The sequence below is a fragment of the Streptomyces sp. NPDC096311 genome (genome assembly GCF_044763085.1).
Taxonomy (GTDB): Bacteria; Actinomycetota; Actinomycetes; order Streptomycetales; family Streptomycetaceae; genus Streptomyces.
Genome location: NZ_JBIWFN010000001.1, coordinates 699,213 through 717,187 on the forward strand (window position 1 = coordinate 699,213; position 17,975 = coordinate 717,187).

Genomic DNA, 17,975 nt, shown 5'->3' on the forward strand with positions numbered 1-17,975 from the left:
GCCGCATCGCATGGACCCGGCCGGTGGCTGCCCGCACGCCGACAACGTGCGGCTGCTCGAGCGCGGCGCCGTCGCGGCGGTGGTGCTGCCCGGCGAGGTGGAGGGGATGGCGGTGCTCGGGCACGAGGCGCTGAAGGAGTTCCTCGCACATCCCGAAGTCGCCAAGGGCGCCGAGCACTTCACCGCGCTGCGGGAGGGGCGGATAGCGCCGGGGTGGCCGCTCGCGACCTTCGCGCCGTACGCGGGATGACGACCGCGGACGGCGAGGACCACCGGCGGCTGCGGTCGCTGGTGAGCAAGGCGTTCACCGCGCGCCGGGTCGAGGAACTCCGGCCCCGGATCGGGGAGTTGACGGCGGGACTGCTCGACGACCTCCGGGCCGCGGCCGATCGGGACGGCGGAGTCGCCGATCTGCGGCGGCACTTCGCGATGCCGCTGCCCATGGGGGTCATCGGGGAACTGCTCGGGGTGGACACGGAGCACCGCGACCGGCTGCACCACCTGTCGAACCAGGTGGTCGCCACCGACATCGGCCCCGAGAAGGCCCTGGCGGCCAACCGTGAACTCGTCGCCGTGCTCGCCGCCGTGGCCCTCGCGCGGGGCGAGCGGCCGGGCGACGACCTCACCAGCGCGCTGATCGCGGCCCGGGACGAGGAGGGTGACCGGCTCAGCCAGGAGGAGCTGATCGGCACCCTGGTACTGATGATCATCGCGGGGCACGAGACCACGCTCAACCTCCTCATCAACGCCGTACGGGCGCTGTGCGGCCATCGGGACCAGCTGGAGCTGGTCATGAAGGGCGAGGGCGGGGTGGGCTGGGCGGACGTGGTCGAGGAGACCCTGCGCTGGGACGCGCCCGTCAGCTACTTTCCCTTCCGCTACCCGGTGCGGGACCTGACCGTCGACGGCACGGTGATCCCCAAGGGGACGCCCGTGCTGGCCGGATACTCGGCGGCGGGCCGCGATCCGTCCGTGCACGGCCCGGACGCCGACCGCTTCGACGTCACCCGGCCCGGCAGGTCCGGCGCCGCCCGCCACCTCTCCCTCGGGCACGGCGCCCACTACTGCCTCGGTGCCCCGCTGGCACGCATGGAGGCGACCATCGCCCTGGAGCGGCTGTTCACCCGCTTCCCGGACCTCGACCTCGCCGTGACGGAGGCGGAACTCTCCCGGCAGTCCAGTTTCGTCGGCAACAGCGTGCGGGCACTTCCGGTACGGCTCGGCACCTCCCACGGCTGACCGCGCATACCGCGGTACGACACCGCGCCGCATACCAGCCATACGACACCGCGATGCCCCTGCGCCGACCCTTTTCTTGTTCTGGGCAATGGCCGTCCCTACGCTGCCAGCACCGCACACCGGCGGCACTGGACAAGGGACACGGCAATCATGGGTCGACTGGCCGGAAAAATCGCTTTCATCAGCGGAACGGGGGCCGGAATAGGGCGGGCCGCGGCCCAGGTATTCGCCGCGGAAGGCGCCACCGTATTCGGCTGCGACCTCGATGCCGACGCCGCCGCGGAAACGGTGGAACTCGTCGAGAAGGCCGGCGGTGTCATGCGGTCCCTCGCCCCGGTGGACCTCTCCACCGAGGCGGGCGCCCATGAGTGGATCGACGCGGGGATCGACGCTCTCGGCGGGATCGACATCCTCTACAACAACGCCTCCGCGCTGCGGAACGGGCCGTTCGCGACCATGCCGGCCGAGGACTGGTACTTCACCATCAAGAACGAGCTCGACATCCCCTACTTCTGTACGCAGGCCGCCTGGCCGCACCTGATCGCCCGCGGCGGCGGAGCCGTCCTCAACGTCGCCTCGGTGGCCGCCGTCCGGGGCGCCCCCTTCATGCCGATGGTCCCGCACGGCGCCGCCAAGGGCGGGGTGCTGGCGATGAGCAAGCACCTGTGCGCGGCCGGCGCCCCGCACCACATCCGGGTCAACACCATCGCCCCCGGCATGACCCGCACCTCCGCGACCGCGCCCTTCCTCGACGACCCCGACGGACCGAAGGCACAGCTGGAGGCGCGGATCCCGGTGGGCCGGGTGGGGGAGCCCGAGGACATCGCGCGCGCCGCCGCCTTCCTCTGCTCCGACGAGGCGGCGTTCGTCAACGGCGCCAACCTGATGGTCGACGGCGGCGACAGCGCGATGGCCGGCTGAGCGCCGGTGACCGTCCGACTCGACCACGTGGGCGTCAACGTACGCGATCTGCCCGCCCAGACCAGCTGGTACCAGGGGGCGTTCGGACTCAGGACCGTCTTCGCGTTCACCCTCGAAGGACCCGGTCTGAGCGCCGTCGTCCTGGAACATCCGCACGGCTGGCGGATCGAACTCCTCGCCAGGCCCGGATCCGCGCCGGGGCTGCGAGCCCCGGACCCGCTGACCGCCGCCCTCACCGAGGGATACGGGCACTTCGCGGTCACCACCCCGGAACTCGACCCCGTCTACGCGGCCTTGGTGGCGCACGGAGCGGGCGAGGCCATGAAACCGGGTCCTTCCCCCGAACCCGGTATTCGCATGGCCTGGGTCACCGACCCCGAGGGAAATCTCATCGAACTCATAGAGAAAAACGCAGAGTGAGGGCACGCACGATGACGGATTCGATCTCCACGACCTCTTTGAAGAAACTGGACCTCGGAACACTCATAGCCTGCTGTCTCGCAGTCGCCGCCGCGCAACTGTGCATTACCGTTCCGTCCCCCATCAATGGGGAAATCCAGGCCGCCTTCGGGGCGTCCGGTTCCCAGGTCGCCTGGGTCACGTCCGCCTTCATTCTCCCCACCGCCATTCTTGAACTGAATTTCGGTGTGGTGGGAGACCTCTTCGGCCGCAAGCGCCTGCTGGTGCTCGGCGGCCTCGTCCTGGCGTTCGGTGAACTCCTCAACGCCACCTCCCAGAACATCACCATGATGTGGACCGGACAGGCGCTGGCCGGTGTCGGCGCCGCGGCGCTCTTCCCCAGCTCCCTCGCGGTCATCGCGGCCGCCACCCCGGACGGGAAGGACCGTGCCAAGGCGGTCTCCACCTGGGCGCTCAGCATCTCCCTCGCCTCCGCGGTGGGACCGCTGACCGGCATGGCCAGCGGCGCCACCAGCCTGGTCCGCGAGTTCGGCCAGGGCCTCGGCCCGGCCGTCATCAGCACCATCGCGATGAGCGCCGCGTCCTCCGCCCTGGTGGGCAAGCTGGGGGGCGCGGACGCCGGCATGGAGGCCGCCGCGGGCCCGCTCGCCGTGGTCAACGCGGGCAGCGACAGCGCGAGGGCCGCCGCGCGGACCGCGCTCGGCCACGGCATGGCCCTCGGCGTGGTGATCTGCGGCTGCGCCTCCCTGCTCGGCGCGCTGGTCACCCTGCTGCTGGTGCGCAAGAACACCGCCCGAGCGGCGGTCGGCGCCGGCGGTGAGGCGTCGGTGCGGACGGCCACCGCGTAGCGCGGATCTTCACGAAGAGGCCGGGACCCGGGTCCCGGCCTCTTCGTGTGCCCAGGGTGTCGATTCGGGGCGGTCCCGTTCGTCGGTGGGGTGTAGGAAGTTCATGAGCACCGGGAGGAACCATGAAGTACATGCTGCTGGTCTGCGGCGACGACACCGCCGACGCCTCGGGCATGGCCCCCGTCGAGCCCTGGGTCGAGGAGCACGGCGCCCGCAGCGGCGTCCGGCTGCACGGCCACCGGCTCCGGCTCCCCGCTGAGGCGGTCACCGTGCGGGTGCGCGACGGCGAGGTGCTGCGCACCGACGGGCCGTTCGCCGAGACGAAGGAGTACGTCGCCGGATACGACATCCTCGACTGCGACAGCCTGGAGGAGGCCGTCGAGGTGGCCGCGCAGCACCCCGTGGCGGCCGTCGGCGCCATGGAGGTGCGCGCCTTCTGGGACGACGAGGACGCCGAGGCCGAGATCCGCCGGCTCGACGCGGAACTCACCGCCGCGGGCCGGGACCGGGACTTCGACCGGGCGATGGCCTGCTACGCCCCCGACGTCGAGGTGTTCCACCCCGTGAGCGGTCTGGAACAGAGTGGCGTCGAGGCCCTGCGCAAGGCGGCGGAGCTGTGGTTCTCCACACTGTGCGGGCCCGTGCACCGCGAGGTGTCCGACTTCCGTGTACGGGTCGACGAGAGCGTCGCCTTCAGCCACGCGCTCGTACGCATCCGCGCCACGCTCGCCGCCGGTGAACCGCTCGACACCACCGCCCGGGTGACCACCGGCTACCGCGCCGCGGGCGACCGCTGGCAGATCGTCCACCAGCACACCTCGATCCCCTTCGACACCGGCGTCACGGAGGTCCTGTCATGAAGTACGTCCTGTTCATCTGCACCCCTGTCGGCGGCGAGGAGCTGAGCCCCGCGCAGATCGCCGACGACCCCCGCTTCACCTCGTACATCGACGAGGTCCGCAGCCGCGACATCGTCAAGGGCGGCGCACGGCTGCGACCGTCCACCGACGCCACCACCGTCCGGGTCCAGGGCGACGAAGTCCTCCTCAGCGACGGGCCGTTCGTGGAGTCCAAGGAGTATGTGGCCGGCTTCGACCTCATCGAGGTCGCCGACCTCGACGAGGCCATCGCGCTCGCGTCCCGGCATCCGGCGGCGCTGGCCGGCGGCTCGGTCGAGGTGCGGCCGGTCTGGGAGTGAACGACATCGGCGACGTGGAGGCGGCGGTCGCCGCCGCCTTCCGCGAGGAATGGGGCCAGGTCGTCGCCACCCTGATCCGGGTGACCGGCGACTGGGACCTCGCCGAGGAGTGCGCCCAGGACGCCTTCGCCCAGGCCCTGGACCGGTGGCGGTGCGACGGAGTGCCCCGCCGCCCCGGCGCCTGGCTGACCACGACCGCACGCCACCGGGCCCTGGACGTGCTGCGCCGCGAGGCGGTGGGGGCTCAGAAACTGCGGGAGGCGGCGGTGCTGGCACGAGACGAGGGGCCCGGCGACCCGGAGTACGACGGCGACGACAGCGGCGTCCGGGACGACCGCCTGCGCCTCATCTTCACCTGCTGCCACCCTGCGCTCCCCATCGAGGCCCGGGTGGCACTGACCCTGCGCACCCTCGCCGGGCTCACCACCCCCGAGATCGCCCACGCCTTCCTGGTGCCCGAGGCGACCATGGCGCAGCGCCTGGTGCGCGCCAAACGGAAGATCCGCAACGCCGGCATCCCCTACCGGGTACCGCCCGCGCATCTGCTGCCCGAACGCACCACCGGCGTCCTCGGCGTGGTCTACCTGCTCTTCAACGAGGGGTACGCCGCCACGTCCGGCGCCGACCTGGTGCGTACGAACCTCTGCGCGGAGGCCATCAGGCTCGCCCGGGTCCTGGCCCGTCTGATGCCCGACGAACCCGAGGTCGTCGGTCTGCTCGCCCTCCTGCTGCTGCACGACGCCCGGCGCGCCACCCGGGTGGACGCGGCCGGCGAACTGGTGACCCTGGAGGACCAGGACCGTACGGCCTGGGACAAGGCCGCCGTCGACGAGGGCGCCGCCCTCCTGGAGAGCGCCCTGCGCCGCGGACGCCCTGGGCCCTACCAGATCCAGGCCGCCATCGCCGCCTGCCACACCACCGCCGCGACGGCCGGGGACACGGACTGGGCCGACATCGCCGCGCTGTACGGGGAACTGGCGCGCTTCGTGCCCTCCCCCGTGGTGCGGCTCAACCGTGCGGTGGCGGTGGGCATGTCCCAGGGACTGGAAGCGGGGCTGGCGCTCGTCGCGGAGCTGGAGCGGGAGGGCGCGCTGGACGGCTACCACCTGCTGCCCGCCACCCGCGCGGATCTGCTGCGCCGCATGGGACGCCCGGCGGAGGCGGCCGAGGCGTACGACCGGGCGCTGGAGCTCGTGGAGAACGCCGCCGAGCGGCGCTTTCTGGAGAAGCGGCTCACGGAGTGCCGATCGGCGTAGGACCCGTTCGCGGCGACCGTCCCCGGGCCGGGTGGTCACACCGAGTCGAGCGCGTTCGTGATCGCCTTCACGCCGCCGTGCGCGGAGTAGCCGCCGTCCACGGTGATCTCGGCGCCGTTCACGTAGGACGACTCGTCGGAGAGCAGATACACGACCAGCGGAGCGACCTCCTCGCAGCTGCCCGGGCGGCCCTGCGGAGTCATCGAGAGGTGCGCCCGCGTGAAGACCGGGTTGGCCGTCGCCATCAGGGGCGTCTCGATATAGCCGGGGTGGATCACGTTCGTACGGATTCCGCGCGGCGCCAGTTCCAGCGCGGCCACCTTCGACAGGCCGCGCAGCGCCCACTTGCTCGCCGTGTAAGCGACCGCGTGATGGGCGGTGAGACCGGCCACCGAGCCGACGTTCACGATCGAGGACCCGGGGGGCATCAGCGGGGCGAGGGCCTGGATGCCGAGCATCGGGCCGGTGGTGTTCACCGCGAACGCCCGGTTCCAGTCGGCGAGTTCGACCGCGCCGAGGCGGGCCCGCATGGGGATCCCGGCGTTGTTGACGAGCCCGTGCACGGCATCGAGGGAGGCCGCCAGGGCCGCCCAGTCGTCCGGGGACGACACGTCCAGGTGGTGGTAGCGCACGTCGAGGCCGTCGGCGCGCAGGGCGGCGGCGAGCTTCTCGCCGGGCTCGTCGAGGACGTCCGTGGCGACCACCGAGGCCCCCTCGTGGGCCGCCGCGGCCACCTCCACGGCTCCCTGGCCCTGTGCGGCTCCGGTGACGACGACGGTACGACCGGCCAGGCGCGTACGGCTCACGGCTTCCTCCAAGGGGGCGGGCGTTCGCTCCCCACGCTAGGAAGCCGGGGCCAACTCCGGAAACGCGCGTTCGCCATGGCTGGCATCCACGTCGACGATCTCCGCGGGCGCGGGATCGTCCAGTGACGCGCCCACCTTGCGGACCTTCTCCCGCAGCCACCGGTGCGCGGGATCCGCGTGCCGGTTGTGGTGCCAGTACATGGCCTCCACGAGCGGCACGTCCGGAAACGGCGTCGGTACGACGGCACAGCGGGCGAAGCCCTCGTAGCGCCGGGCGAGCCGCTCGGGCACCAGGGCGATCAGGTCGGTGCCGCTCACCAGGAACGGCAGCACGTTGAAGCCGGGCGTACTGACCTGCACCCTGGGCGTGATGCCGAGGGTCTCCAGCTGGCGGTCGGCCGGTGTGAGTTTGCCGATGCCGCACGCGGCGTGCGGCATCTCCGCCAGGTCGCGCAGGGCGAGCCGCCCGTCCACCAGCCGCGGATTGTCGGGGTCGACGAGACACACGAACCGGTCGTGCATCACGGTCTCGCTGACGCCCGGCAGCTGGTACCCGAGCGGCACGATCATCAGGTCGTGGCAGCGCAGATGGGTCTCCGTCTCCAACTGCCCGTCCACGATGGGGTGGAAGTCGATGCGGACGCCCGGCGCCTCCTGCGCGATGGCCCGCAGCAGCGGCTCCACGAACACCGTCATCACATAGTCCGACATCACCACCGAGAAGCGCTGCCGGCTGCGTGCGGGCTCGAAGTGCCGGGTCAGCGAGAGCGCCTCCTCGGCCTTGTGCAGGGAGGCCTGGACGACCGGCAGCAGGCGCTCCGCGAGCGGCGTCAGCTCGTACTCGCGGCCCACCCGCACCAGCAGCTCGTCATTGAAGTGCCGCCGCAGCCGGGCCAGCGAGCCGCTCATCGCGGACTGGCTGGTGGACAGCCGCACCCCCGCGTGGGTGACGTTCTTCTCCTCCAGGAGGGCTTCCAGCGCCACCAGGAGATTCAGGTCGATCGCTCCGAGACCCATGTGTGTCTCCTTCCGGCCGCGTCGTTGAAGCTCGGTGAAACGGGAGCGTAACGACCGGGTTCCCGCCGAGGAAGGGTCCGGAGGCAACTCACAGGGATCCGATGGCTGCCATCGGATCCCTGGATGTGTGCAGGTCGAAAGGGGTACGGAAGGTTACGGCCGGGGCGTACGGCCGCGCCCCCGAGCCCGCGGCAGATATACGTCCGTGCGCCCGGGGACGATCCGGTTGGAGACGCTGCCGAGGCGCTCCACGGTGAGCGTCACCTCGTCGCCGGGCTTGAGGGGCGGCGGCGTACGTTCCCCGACGCGTCCCCAGAACTCCGCGAGCGCCCCCCAGCCGCAGGTGCCCGAGCCGAGGATGTCGCCGGGGCGCACCCAGGTGTCACGGGTGGCGTAGGCGACCATCTCCTCGAAGGTCCAGGAGACATGGGCGAGGGTGTCGCGGCCGATCAGCTCGCCGTTCAGGGTGACCGTCATCTCCAGGTCGAGGAAGCCGTCCGGGTCGCGCCGGTCCGCCACCTCGTCGGCCGTGACCAGATACGGGCCGAGGGTGTTCGCGAAGTCCTTGCCCTTGGAGAAGCCGAGACCGAGGTTCTTCTCGGGTTTCTGCAGATCGCGCGCCGACCAGTCGTTGAAGACGAGAAAGCCGACGATGTGTTCGCGGGCCCGCTCGGGCGTGAGGTCCCGGCCCGCGCGGCCGACGACCGCGCCCACCTCCAGCTCGAAGTCGAGCACCGAGCAGCCCGCAGGTACCGGAACGTCGTCGTGCGCGCCGTAGGCCGCGTGCGGGTTGGTGAAGTAGAAGTTCGGCGCCCGATACCACTCCTCGGGCACCTGCTCCAGACCGTCCAGCGACTTGGCGACCCCCTCGATGTGCGCCTCGAAACCGACGAAGTCCCGGATGGACGGCGGCTTCAGCGGCGGAAGCAGTCGTACCTGATCCACCGTCAGCTCACTCTCGGCACGGAGCGCTTCGCTGCCCGCGGCATGCAGCGCCTCCTGCTCCACGAGCGACAGGACGGTCGTACCCGGCGGCAGCGGATGGATGATCCCGTCCCGCACGACCCCGGCGCGCTCCACGCCCTCGTACGCGTATGTCGTGAACCGCATGCCCTATCGCTCCCAGTCGTTGGTGTTGGTGACGGTCCCGGCGCTCAGATGGCCCACGAAGAGGCCCTTCGGGTCGCGAGCCGTCCGGATCCCCCGAAGCCGCTCCCACTGCGCGTCACCCATGAACCTCAGCTGCCGCACGGTGAAGTCGCAGTCCCCGAGGTACTGGCCCGCGGTCACCGGCCGCATCGCCGCCATGGCCTCGTCGAGCCAGCCGCGCAGCTCGGCGTCGCGCCCGGGATCGTCGTGGATGACGTAGGTGGCGCAGTAGATCTCGGACTGCAACGAGAAGGCCATGTCCGGGAGTTCACGCAGCGGGGCCATCGAGAACCAGATGGTGAAGGTCTGCCGGGTCGGCTGCTCGGTGAACGCCTTGCGGATCGCCGGCACGACCTCGGCGGCCGACCCGGTCAGCCAGGCGTTGTCGACGAGATAGCGGTGCCCCTCGGGGTTGGCGACGCGCTGGCCCTGAAGCTGCTCGGCGAGGGTCGTCGGCCGCGCCTCGATCCGCAGCAGCGCCCGGTCCGCGTACGGGTTGGCGTGCAGCGGGCCCAGCGCCTCGGCGGCCTCCTCGGCGGTGTCCGTCATCGACACGCCCGTGACCAGCAGCACCGGACCGTCCCCGGCGGGCGGCGTCTGTGTCAGGGCGACGATCTCGACCAGGTCGGAGACGGTGTGGTGCATGCCGTGCAGCCAGGTCATGACCTCGTCGAACAGGTCCAGCGGGTACGCGTGGACGGTGTGCGCCAGATGCTTCGGCAGCGGGCGGGTGCGCAGATGGAAGCGGGTGACGACCCCGAAGAAGCCAGGACCCGCGCCGCGCGCCGCCCAGAACAGATCGCCGTGGTGCGTCTCGTCCGCACGCACCAGCTCGCCCTCGGCGGTGACGACGTCGATCGCGACGACGTTCTCGGCCGCCCAGCCCCAGCCGCGCGCGTTCCAGCCCTGTCCGCCCTGGAGCAGAAAGCCGCCGATGCCGACGGAGGGACAATGCCCGCCGTTGAAGAAGCGCCCGAACTCTCCGAGATACGGGTTGAGTTCGTCGCCACCCTTGATGGCCGGGCTCGCCGTCACGATCCCGGTCCGCGGGTCGTACGCCATCTCGCGCAGGCCCCCGAGGTCGATCAGCAGCGCGTCCTCGCGCACCGACCAGGCGGCCCAGCTGTGCCCGCCGGAGCGAACGGCGACCTGCCAGCCCCGCTCCCGGGCGAGTCGTACGCCGTCGACGACGTCCTGTTCGGACCCGGCCATCAGCACGGCGGCGGGGGTACGGTCCGACGGGCGGCGGGCGTTGAAGACCCGGCCGAAACACGCCTCCCCGAAGTCCTCGTCGCCGGGGAAGTGGAGGGTGCCTGAGAAACGGTCGATGTGCACGCGCGTACTCACTTGATCGCGATCGGATTGACAGGGGCGCCCACCGCGCCGGTGACCGGCAGCGGAGCCGCGACCAGCAGGAACTCGTGGACACCGTCGGCAGCGCAGTCCTCGGCCAGCTCCTCCAGGTCCCACATCTCACCCAGCGGAAGGCCCATGTTGGGGATCGCGATCTGGTGCAGCGGGGACATCGCCGGCTGGACGAACTCGTACGGGCGTACTTCGAGTCCCCAGGTGTCGGAGGCGATAGCGGCGATCTCCGTACGGTGCAGCCAGCCGAGTGTGGTGAAGGAGAGGCCCGGGGCGTCCCCGGCGGCGTACCCGCCCCACGCGCCGAGTCGCCGTACCCGCCCCAACTGCCCTGTCCTGATGAGGACTAGATCGCCGCGCCGTACGGACGAGGTGGCGCCCTGCGCCTCGATCGTGGCGCGCAGATGCTCCTCCAGGATCGCGAAACCGTCCGGGAGTTCGCCGTGTTCGTCGCCGACCGCGCGGCCCACGTCGAGCAGGACCCCGCGCCCGGTGAAGGCGTCCTTCATGTGCTCGATGCCGGTGACCGAGTCCCCGTCGCCGTTGACGATGGTGCACGGACGGCCGTTCCAGGCCTGCTTGTTGTCGTAGATGTGCCCGAGGCCGTCCCACTGGGTGGAGGCCTGGAGCGGCATCACGACATGGTCGTCGGCGCCCCCGAAGCCGTGCGGGAAGCCCTGTGTCCCGGCGGCCGCGTCCGAACCGGTGTCCTTCATGTAGTGGACGGGGTTGATCCGGCCACGGAAACCGCGCTGCGGGCCCCTCTCGTTGAACTCCTGGGAGAGCGAGAACGACCGGCCCCGCCGGACCAGGCCCGCCGCGTGCGCCCGTATCGCGTCGTCGATGAAATTGAGCGTGCCCAGCACGTCGTCCTCACCCCAACGGCCCCAGTTCCGGTAGGCGGAACGGGCCTTGGCGAGCTCTTCCTCAATCGGACCCAGGCTCATCGAGTACGTCCTTTCTGCAGCAGGTCGAGAGCGTTGCCCCCGGCGACGGCGGCACGGCCGGCCGCGGACAGCCCGGCGGCGTCCAGCCGGGCCACCGGGTCCCCGACGCCCATGTCGAAGGGGTGATCGGTGCCGAGGACGACCCGGTCCGCGCCGACCTCCTCGACCAGATGGCGCAGTCCGCCCGGGGTGTAGACGAGCGCGTCGAACCACATGCGCCGCAGATACGCGCTCGGCGGCTGCGCGCAGCCCCGCGCGTCCTCGCGCATGTGCCAGGCGTGGTCGGAACGGCCGATGTACGTCGGCAGATAACCCCCGCCGTGCGCGGCGACGAGCTTGAGGCGCGGGAAGCGGTCCAGGACACCGGTGAAGATGAGGTGCGAGAGCGCGACCGTCGTCTCGAGGGGCTGCCCGACCGTGTTGCCGAGGTAGTGGGTGGCCAGCCGTTCCCCGAGCGAGCAGCCCCAGGGGTGCACGAAGACGACCGCGCCGAGCTCCTCGGCCCGCTGCCACACCGGGTCGTGCGCGGGGTCCGCGAGTTCCCGTCCGTCCACGGTCGTGGACACGCTGATCCCGTACAGGCCGTACTCCGTGACCGCCTTGTCGAGGAGTGCGACCGCGAGGTCGGGATGCTGGAGCGGGACCGTGCCCAGGCCGTACAGCCGCTCCGGCGCCACCGCGCAGTGCGCCGCCACGGCTTCGTTGACCGTGCGCGCCAGGCGTACGGCGAGATCCGCGTCCGCCCAGTAGTGGTGCATCGGCATCGGGCCGACCACCTGGAGGTCGACACCCATCGCGTCCAGGTCGGCGAGCCTGGTCGTGACGTCCGTCAACTTCGGAGCGACACGCTGAAGTTGGGCGCGGTTGACCGCCAGTGACGTGGGGGAGTGCGCCCGTTGTTCGGCGGCCAGCTCGGCGGCCAGGCCGGGCGTGCCCGCGCACAGCGCGTCGGCGGCGGGGACGGCGAGGTGACCGTGGAAGTCCACGACGGGAACGTTCATGCGGCGGCCGTCAGATAGTCCAGGGTCTCCGACATGATCCGGCCGGGGTCCGCGCCGGGCGTCTCCGGGTGGATCTCCCAGTCGGCGAGCCGCAGCGAGTTCTCCAGCACCACTCGCACCCGGGGCAGCCGGCGCGCCATGAACGTGTCGAGCGCCTTGTCCAGCGGCGCCCCGCCGGTGACGAGTTCCGCGAGCACGACCGCGTCCTCGGCGCACATCGCGGCGCCCTGCGCGATCAGCGGCGGGCAGGCATGCGCGGCGTCCCCGATGATCACCGTACGGCCCCGGTACCAGGGCTCGTCGACGAGGATCGCCTCGATCCACCGGTAGTCGACCGGAGTGTCCTGCGGCAGCGAGGCGAGGATCCTGCCCCAGGTGCCGCCGTACCCGGCGCCGCGCTCACGCAGCAGCGACAGGGGGGCGCGCGGACCGATCAGCGAGGCGTCGAGGTTCTCGTCGAGCAGGTAGGCGTAGCACTGGTCGGGCGAGATCGGGCTGTAGCCGGCCTTGTAGCGCGGGCCGCCGTAGTACACCTCCGCGCAGTCCATCTCGGGCGGCCGCTGCGCGACCACCCGGAAGATCGACATACCCACCGGGCGGGGCCTGGTGGTGATGCCGATCAGCTGCCGCATCCGCGAGTTGATGCCGTCGGCGCCGACCACGAGGTCGTAGCGGCCGCTGGTGCCGTCGGTGAACGTGACGTCCACGTGGCCGGGGGACTGGTCGAGCTTCGCCACGCTCAGCGCGAGCCGGACGCGCACCCCTTGCGCGTAGACCGCGTCGCACAGCGCGTCCTGAAGGTCCGAGCGCAGCGCGCCCGCCGTCGACGGCAGTTCGGCACCGCCGGTGTGCGGGGTGCGCAGCTCGGCGAGCAGTCCGCCGTCGGCCCGGCGCAGCCGCATCACGTCGAACGGGACGGCCCGGGCGAGCACCCGGTCGAGCACGCCCACCGAGTGCAGCGCCTTGAGCGCGTTGCCCTGGACGGTGATGCCGTGGCCCACACCGAACCACTGGGGCGATATCTCGGCGAGTTCGACGTCGGCGCCCCGCTGGGCGAGTGCGAGCGACAGCACGCTACCGGTGATGCCGCCGCCGACGACGAGCACCTTGTGTACGGGCATGGGCGATCCTTGCGAACGTAGAAGAAGAACAGGGGTGCGGTGGGGTGCGGTCAGGCGGTGAAGCGGCCGCCGAGCGTGCGGTAGTGCTCGACGGCGGGCGGCGCGGCGAAGAACGGCCCGACCAGGGCGCGCCACCGCTGGAAGCGCTCGGAGCTGCGGAAGCCGACCGTGTGCGCCTCCACGGACGTCCAGCCGACCAGCAGCAGATAGCGGTCAGGGCGCTCCTCGCAGCACAGCAGCTCGGTCCAGCAGAACCCGTCCGCCTCGGCGAGCACCTCGCGGGCCTTGTCGAAGACGGCCTCGAAAACCCGCTCACGACCGGCTTCCACGGTCAGTTCGGCATGCTCGACGATCACACTCGCTCCTCAGGTCCGATGGTGCTCCGAGCCTGCTCGGAGGGTCATTGCAGGGTCAACGGATCGAGGCATCGGCAAGGGGGACGTCATCCATCCCGTACGACGATGGGCCGCTGATCACACGGCCTCCGGCCCCCTGATGGCAGGCATCGCGGATCGCCATTTCCGCCCCGCCCCCGCGCTGCCTAGCGTCGAAGGCAAGCCAACCGCCGTACGAGGAGACAGCCTGTGCCCGACCGAATTCCCTCCCACACCGGGCCCTTCGCCCTCGGCACCTTCGGCTACGGCTCCCGGGTCTTCCCGGGCCTGGTCGTCGGGCCCCGGGTACGTGACCTGTCCGACGTGGCGCCGTCCGTGCGCGCGGTCATCGAGGACTGGGCGGCCCTCTTCCCGCGCCTGGTCGGCCTTGCCCAGGAGACCGCCGGCGCCTGGCACGGCCTCGCCGACCTGCGCGTCCTCGCCCCCATCGAGCCCGGCCAGGTCCTGCAGAGCGGCGCCAACTACCGCAAGCACGTGGTCGACCTGGTCGCCGCCGAGAAGGAGAGCGTGCACGGTGCCACGCCCGAGGAGGCCCGCGCGGACGCCGAGCGGATGATGGACGAGCGGATCCACAGCGGCGTCCCGTACGTCTTCCTCGGCTCGCCCCGCGCGATCTGCGGCCCGTACGACGACATCGTGCTGCCCGCGCTCGGTGAGCAGCACGACTGGGAACTCGAACTCGCCCTCGTCATCGGCAGGACGGGCAAGCACATCCCCGCCGAGGACGCGATGTCGTACGTCGCCGCCTACACCATCTGCAACGACCTCACCACCCGCGACCGGCTCTACCGGCCCGACCTCAAGGCGATCGGCACCGACTGGTTCACCGCCAAGAACGCCGACACCTTCCTGCCGACCGGCCCCTTCCTCGTACCGGCCGCCTTCGTCGGCAACCCCACCGAAGACGCGGACGTCCGGATCACCCTGCGCCACAACGGGATCGTGCGCCAGGACGAGTCCACCAAGGACATGATCTTCGACATTCCCCGGCTCATCGCCTACGTCTCCACGACCACCACCCTGCGCCCCGGCGATCTGCTGCTCACCGGTTCCCCGGCGGGCAACGGCGCGCACTGGGGTGTCTTCCTCAAGCCCGGCGACGTCATGGAGGCGGAGATCACGGGCCTCGGCCACCAGCGCAACACCGTCAGGAGCGGACAGTGACCAGCACCTTCCAGCCCCTCACCCATCTCCGCCATGTCGACCTGGCCGTGCCGGACTACGCCCGGCAGCGCGCCTTCTACGGCACCACCTGGGGTCTGACCGAGGTCGCCGGCGACAGCGGGATCGCCTTCTTCGCCGCCGAGGGGAGCCCCGAGCAGTACATCGTCCGCATCCGCGAGGACGAGCACAAGCGGATGGACCTGGTCGCCTTCGGCGCCGTCTCGCCGGCCGCCGTGGACGAGCTGCATCTGCGGCTCGGGCGGTCCGGAGTCCAACTCATCGGCGAGCCGGGGGCTTTGGACACTCCGGGGGGCGGCTACGGCTTCCGCTTCTTCGACCCGGACGGCCGGGTCGTGGAGGTGTCGGCCGATGTCGAGACGCGCGCACACCGCAGGATCGAGGAGCGCGAGGCGATCCCGGTGCGCCTCTCGCACTGTGTGGTCAACTCGCAGGACCCGGAGGGGCTGAAGGACTTCTACGTCCGGCACCTCGGCTTCCGGCTCACCGACACCCTGTACTCGGCGCACATGGGCGACCTCATGTACTTCCTGCGGTGCAGCCCCCTCCACCACTCCTTCGCCATCGCACGCGGACCCCATGTCTCCCTGCACCACGCCTCGTTCGAGATGCGCGGAGTGGAGGAGTACATGCGCGGTACGGGGCGGGCGCTGCGCGCCGGGACACGTCTCACCTGGGGACCGGGCCGCCACCTCGCGGGCGACAACACTTTCTCCTACTTCCACGACCCGCACGGCAACACGGTCGAGTACACGACCGAACTCGCGGTCCTGGAGGAGGACCTGTGGCACCCGGGCCGCCACGACGTGGACGACCCGATCACCCAGGACCAGTGGGGCACCGCCGACCCGATGAGCGAGTCGGTCGCCAAGGAGCAGTTCAACGATCCCGACGTGCTGTTCGTCGCACCCCCCGTGTAGCCGTCGACCGCCGTCAACCACCCGCAGAAAGGCCGCAGTTGTGGCAACGATCCTGAAGCACGCCGTACCGGGGGCGGAGGTCACCGCCTCCCTCGACCAGGTGCGCGAGACCGTGGCGGGCGTCATCGCGGACGTCCGCGAGCGCGGCGACGCGGCCGTGCGCGCGTACTCCGAGAAGTTCGACCGGTGGAGCCCCGACGCCTTCCGGCTCTCCGCCGAGGAGATCGAGAAGATCGTCGCCTCGGTCCCGCGGCAGGTCATCGACGACATCCGCTTCGTCCAGGACCAGGTGCGCTCCTTCGCCCGCCACCAGCTCGACTCGATGGGCGAGTTCGAGGTGGAGACCCTGCCGGGCGTCAGGCTCGGGCAGAAGCACATCCCGGTGCGGGCGGCAGGCGCGTACATCCCTGGTGGCCGCTACCCGCTCACCGCGTCCGCGCACATGACCATCGTCACGGCGAAGGTCGCGGGCGTGCCGCGGGTCGTCGCCTGTACGCCCCCGATCCACGGCGAGATCCCCGCGGCCACCGTCGCCGCCGCGCATCTCGCGGGCGCGGACGAGATCTGGCTGCTGGGCGGGGTGCAGGCGGTCGCCGCGATGGCCGTCGGCACGGACACGATGGAGCCGGTGAACCTGATCGCCGGGCCGGGCAACGCCTATGTCGCCGAGGCCAAGCGGCAGCTGTTCGGCGAGATCGGCATCGACCTCTTCGCGGGCCCGACGGAGATCCTGGTCCTCGCCGACAGCGCCGCCGACCCCTTCGTGTGCGCTGTCGACCTGCTCTCCCAGGCCGAGCACGGACCCGACTCCCCGGCCGTCCTGATCACCACCTCCCGCGAGATCGCCGAGAAGACCGTCGCCGAGGTCGAGCGACTTCTCCCCGGCATGCCCACGCGCGACTTCGCCGGGCCGGCCTGGCGCGACCACGGGCAGGTGCACGTCGTGGACTCCCTCGACGAGCTGTACGTGCTCGCCGACGCGTTCGCCTTCGAGCACGTCGAGGTCCTGACCGCCGAGCCGCGCGAGGCCCTGCGCAGGATGACGCAGTACGGCGCGCTCTTCCTGGGTGAGGGCACCTGTGTGTCCTTCGGCGACAAGGTCATCGGCACGAACCATGTGCTGCCGACCCGGGGCGCCGCCCGCTACACCGGCGGCCTCTGGGTCGGGAAATACCTCAAGACGGTCACCTACCAGGAGGTCACGGACTCCGGCTCGGGGGCCCTGCTCGGCCGGCTGTGCGGGCGCGCCTCCCGCGTCGAGCTGTTCGAGGGGCACGCCCGCTCCGGTGACGTACGGGCGGCGAAGGCCGCGGGCGACGAACTGCCGTGGAACGAGGCATGACCCTCCACGGTCGTACGGCGCTGATCACGGGTGGCGGCGGACCGCTGGGGCGGGCCTTCGCGCTCGCCCTGGCGGGAGCCGGGGCGCGGGTGATCCTCGTCGGCCGCGGCGAGCGGGCTCTCGCCGACGCCGCGGCGCTGGTGGCCAAGGAGGGCGGAGGGGCCCGTACGGCGGCGTGTGACGTCCGCGACGCGGAGTCGGTGCGCGCCCTGGCCCTCGAACTCGCCGACGAGGAGGTGTCGTTGCTCGTCAACAACGCCGGAGTCGCGGGACCGGTACGGCCGCTCACCGACATCGAGCCCGAGGAGTGGGACGAGGTGTTCGCCGCCAACGTCCGCGGGGTGTACCTCATGTGCCGGGCCTTCCTGCCGCCGATGATCGCGGCCGGAGGCGGTGACATCGTCAACATCGCCTCCGTGAGCGGGAAGCGGCCGCTGCTGAACCGCACCCCGTACACGGCCTCCAAGATGGCGCTCCTCGGTCTGACCCGGACGCTGGCCGGTGAGGCCGGGCCGCACGGCGTCGCGGTCAACTCCCTTTCCCCCGGGCCGGTTCGGGGCCCGCGCATGGACCGCAACTTCCGGCTGACGGCCGAGCTGACCGGGACGAGCGTCGAGGCCGCCGAGCGGGACTTCGCCTCGCGCGCCGCGCTGGGCCGGCTCGTGGAGGAGGACGAGGTCGCCCGGGCGCTGGTGGCGATGCTCGCGATGCCGGGGCTGTGCGGGGCGGACATCGACCTGTCGGCGGGGATGGTCGCACCGGCGTAGTCCCGGGCGCGGCGAGCACGGTGAGCACGGTGCGGCGGACGGTCTCAGGTCGTCCGCCGCACCGGCATGCGGTCCCCGCCG

Annotated in this window: 18 protein-coding genes and 1 pseudogene; 11 read left to right on the top strand and 8 right to left on the bottom strand. The window is 71.4% G+C overall.

Translation table 11 applies throughout. The features are described 5' to 3' along the window. Positions 1 to 10: 10 nt before the first annotated feature. The 7 genes and pseudogenes from ACIRA5_RS03145 to ACIRA5_RS03175 all read left to right on the top strand — a co-directional run bounded on the left by ACIRA5_RS03145 (position 11) and on the right by ACIRA5_RS03175 (position 5,882). Positions 11 to 1,239 (top strand): annotated as a pseudogene (locus ACIRA5_RS03145) (cytochrome P450). Between the two features lie 150 nt (positions 1,240 to 1,389). Continuing rightward, positions 1,390 to 2,160 carry an SDR family NAD(P)-dependent oxidoreductase gene (locus ACIRA5_RS03150; RefSeq protein WP_403686602.1) on the top strand — a complete coding sequence of 257 codons (771 nt, stop codon included), beginning with the start codon at positions 1,390 to 1,392 and terminating at the stop codon, positions 2,158 to 2,160. Positions 2,161 to 2,166: 6 nt separating this feature from the next. Further along, the gene (locus tag ACIRA5_RS03155) at positions 2,167 to 2,580 is read left to right on the top strand and encodes a VOC family protein (protein ID WP_352045439.1); all 414 of its coding nucleotides are present in this window, start codon (positions 2,167 to 2,169) and stop codon (positions 2,578 to 2,580) included. An 11-nt stretch (positions 2,581 to 2,591) separates the two neighbouring features. Continuing rightward, positions 2,592 to 3,428 carry an MFS transporter gene (locus tag ACIRA5_RS03160; protein WP_403686605.1) on the top strand — a complete coding sequence of 279 codons (837 nt, stop codon included), beginning with the start codon at positions 2,592 to 2,594 and terminating at the stop codon, positions 3,426 to 3,428. A gap of 122 nt (positions 3,429 to 3,550) precedes the next feature. Continuing rightward, positions 3,551 to 4,288: a nuclear transport factor 2 family protein gene (locus ACIRA5_RS03165; protein WP_403686606.1), complete on the top strand. Its 738-nt coding sequence runs from the start codon at positions 3,551 to 3,553 to the stop codon at positions 4,286 to 4,288. Next, on the top strand, positions 4,285 to 4,626 hold the full coding sequence (locus ACIRA5_RS03170) for a YciI family protein (protein WP_352045436.1): 342 nt from the start codon (positions 4,285 to 4,287) through the stop codon (positions 4,624 to 4,626). The genes ACIRA5_RS03165 and ACIRA5_RS03170 overlap by 4 nt, the downstream gene beginning before the upstream one ends. Positions 4,627 to 4,631: 5 nt before the next feature. After that, positions 4,632 to 5,882, top strand: a complete 1,251-nt coding sequence (locus ACIRA5_RS03175) for an RNA polymerase sigma factor (protein ID WP_403687232.1) — start codon at positions 4,632 to 4,634, stop codon at positions 5,880 to 5,882. 35 nt (positions 5,883 to 5,917) lie between these two features. On the opposite strand, the gene ACIRA5_RS03180 is transcribed toward ACIRA5_RS03175, so the two are convergent. The 8 genes from ACIRA5_RS03180 to ACIRA5_RS03215 form a co-directional block, all read right to left on the bottom strand. Then, complete coding sequence (locus ACIRA5_RS03180) at positions 5,918 to 6,688, bottom strand: SDR family NAD(P)-dependent oxidoreductase (RefSeq protein ID WP_403686608.1); 771 nt, start codon at positions 6,686 to 6,688, stop codon at positions 5,918 to 5,920. 36 nt (positions 6,689 to 6,724) lie between these two features. Next, on the bottom strand, positions 6,725 to 7,705 hold the full coding sequence (locus ACIRA5_RS03185) for a LysR family transcriptional regulator (RefSeq protein ID WP_403686610.1): 981 nt from the start codon (positions 7,703 to 7,705) through the stop codon (positions 6,725 to 6,727). Positions 7,706 to 7,858: 153 nt separating this feature from the next. Continuing rightward, positions 7,859 to 8,815 carry a fumarylacetoacetate hydrolase family protein gene (locus tag ACIRA5_RS03190; RefSeq protein ID WP_403686612.1) on the bottom strand — a complete coding sequence of 319 codons (957 nt, stop codon included), beginning with the start codon at positions 8,813 to 8,815 and terminating at the stop codon, positions 7,859 to 7,861. 3 nt (positions 8,816 to 8,818) lie between these two features. Then, positions 8,819 to 10,189 carry an FAD-binding oxidoreductase gene (locus tag ACIRA5_RS03195; protein ID WP_403687234.1) on the bottom strand — a complete coding sequence of 457 codons (1,371 nt, stop codon included), beginning with the start codon at positions 10,187 to 10,189 and terminating at the stop codon, positions 8,819 to 8,821. A gap of 8 nt (positions 10,190 to 10,197) precedes the next feature. Continuing rightward, a complete protein-coding gene (locus ACIRA5_RS03200) occupies positions 10,198 to 11,166 on the bottom strand; it encodes a cyclase family protein (protein ID WP_352045430.1) in 969 nt (322 codons plus the stop codon). Continuing rightward, positions 11,163 to 12,167, bottom strand: coding sequence for an amidohydrolase family protein (locus tag ACIRA5_RS03205; RefSeq protein ID WP_403686615.1), 1,005 nt, complete (start codon positions 12,165 to 12,167; stop codon positions 11,163 to 11,165). Before ACIRA5_RS03205 ends, ACIRA5_RS03200 begins: the two co-directional genes overlap by 4 nt. After that, complete coding sequence (locus ACIRA5_RS03210) at positions 12,164 to 13,288, bottom strand: FAD-dependent monooxygenase (protein ID WP_403686616.1); 1,125 nt, start codon at positions 13,286 to 13,288, stop codon at positions 12,164 to 12,166. Before ACIRA5_RS03210 ends, ACIRA5_RS03205 begins: the two co-directional genes overlap by 4 nt. A 50-nt stretch (positions 13,289 to 13,338) precedes the next feature. Next, positions 13,339 to 13,644, bottom strand: a complete 306-nt coding sequence (locus ACIRA5_RS03215; protein ID WP_403686618.1) for an antibiotic biosynthesis monooxygenase family protein — start codon at positions 13,642 to 13,644, stop codon at positions 13,339 to 13,341. 228 nt (positions 13,645 to 13,872) lie between these two features. Between ACIRA5_RS03215 and ACIRA5_RS03220 the strand changes: the two genes are divergently transcribed. From ACIRA5_RS03220 to ACIRA5_RS03235, 4 genes are read left to right on the top strand one after another with little or no spacing between them, the layout of a single operon-like run. After that, the gene (locus ACIRA5_RS03220) at positions 13,873 to 14,847 is read left to right on the top strand and encodes a fumarylacetoacetate hydrolase family protein (protein WP_403686621.1); all 975 of its coding nucleotides are present in this window, start codon (positions 13,873 to 13,875) and stop codon (positions 14,845 to 14,847) included. Further along, positions 14,844 to 15,785 carry a VOC family protein gene (locus ACIRA5_RS03225; protein WP_403686622.1) on the top strand — a complete coding sequence of 314 codons (942 nt, stop codon included), beginning with the start codon at positions 14,844 to 14,846 and terminating at the stop codon, positions 15,783 to 15,785. The genes ACIRA5_RS03220 and ACIRA5_RS03225 overlap by 4 nt, the downstream gene beginning before the upstream one ends. A gap of 40 nt (positions 15,786 to 15,825) precedes the next feature. Further along, entirely contained in the window at positions 15,826 to 17,127 is a 1,302-nt protein-coding gene (gene hisD, locus ACIRA5_RS03230; protein WP_403686624.1) for a histidinol dehydrogenase, read from the top strand. Continuing rightward, positions 17,124 to 17,894 carry an SDR family NAD(P)-dependent oxidoreductase gene (locus tag ACIRA5_RS03235; protein WP_403686626.1) on the top strand — a complete coding sequence of 257 codons (771 nt, stop codon included), beginning with the start codon at positions 17,124 to 17,126 and terminating at the stop codon, positions 17,892 to 17,894. The genes hisD and ACIRA5_RS03235 overlap by 4 nt, the downstream gene beginning before the upstream one ends. Positions 17,895 to 17,975 lie beyond the last annotated feature (81 nt).

Excerpts from the sequence above, each read along its gene's own strand:
- ACIRA5_RS03150 (WP_403686602.1), top strand. The coding sequence starts at position 1,390 with ATGGGTCGACTGGCCGGAAAAATCGCTTTCATCAGCGGAACGGGGGCC.
- ACIRA5_RS03160 (WP_403686605.1), top strand. The coding sequence starts at position 2,592 with ATGACGGATTCGATCTCCACGACCTCTTTGAAGAAACTGGACCTCGGA.
- ACIRA5_RS03165 (WP_403686606.1), top strand. The coding sequence starts at position 3,551 with ATGAAGTACATGCTGCTGGTCTGCGGCGACGACACCGCCGACGCCTCG.
- ACIRA5_RS03170 (WP_352045436.1), top strand. The coding sequence starts at position 4,285 with ATGAAGTACGTCCTGTTCATCTGCACCCCTGTCGGCGGCGAGGAGCTG.
- ACIRA5_RS03185 (WP_403686610.1), bottom strand. The coding sequence starts at position 7,705 with ATGGGTCTCGGAGCGATCGACCTGAATCTCCTGGTGGCGCTGGAAGCC.
- ACIRA5_RS03190 (WP_403686612.1), bottom strand. The coding sequence starts at position 8,815 with ATGCGGTTCACGACATACGCGTACGAGGGCGTGGAGCGCGCCGGGGTC.
- ACIRA5_RS03200 (WP_352045430.1), bottom strand. The coding sequence starts at position 11,166 with ATGAGCCTGGGTCCGATTGAGGAAGAGCTCGCCAAGGCCCGTTCCGCC.
- ACIRA5_RS03205 (WP_403686615.1), bottom strand. The coding sequence starts at position 12,167 with ATGAACGTTCCCGTCGTGGACTTCCACGGTCACCTCGCCGTCCCCGCC.
- ACIRA5_RS03210 (WP_403686616.1), bottom strand. The coding sequence starts at position 13,288 with ATGCCCGTACACAAGGTGCTCGTCGTCGGCGGCGGCATCACCGGTAGC.
- ACIRA5_RS03235 (WP_403686626.1), top strand. The coding sequence starts at position 17,124 with ATGACCCTCCACGGTCGTACGGCGCTGATCACGGGTGGCGGCGGACCG.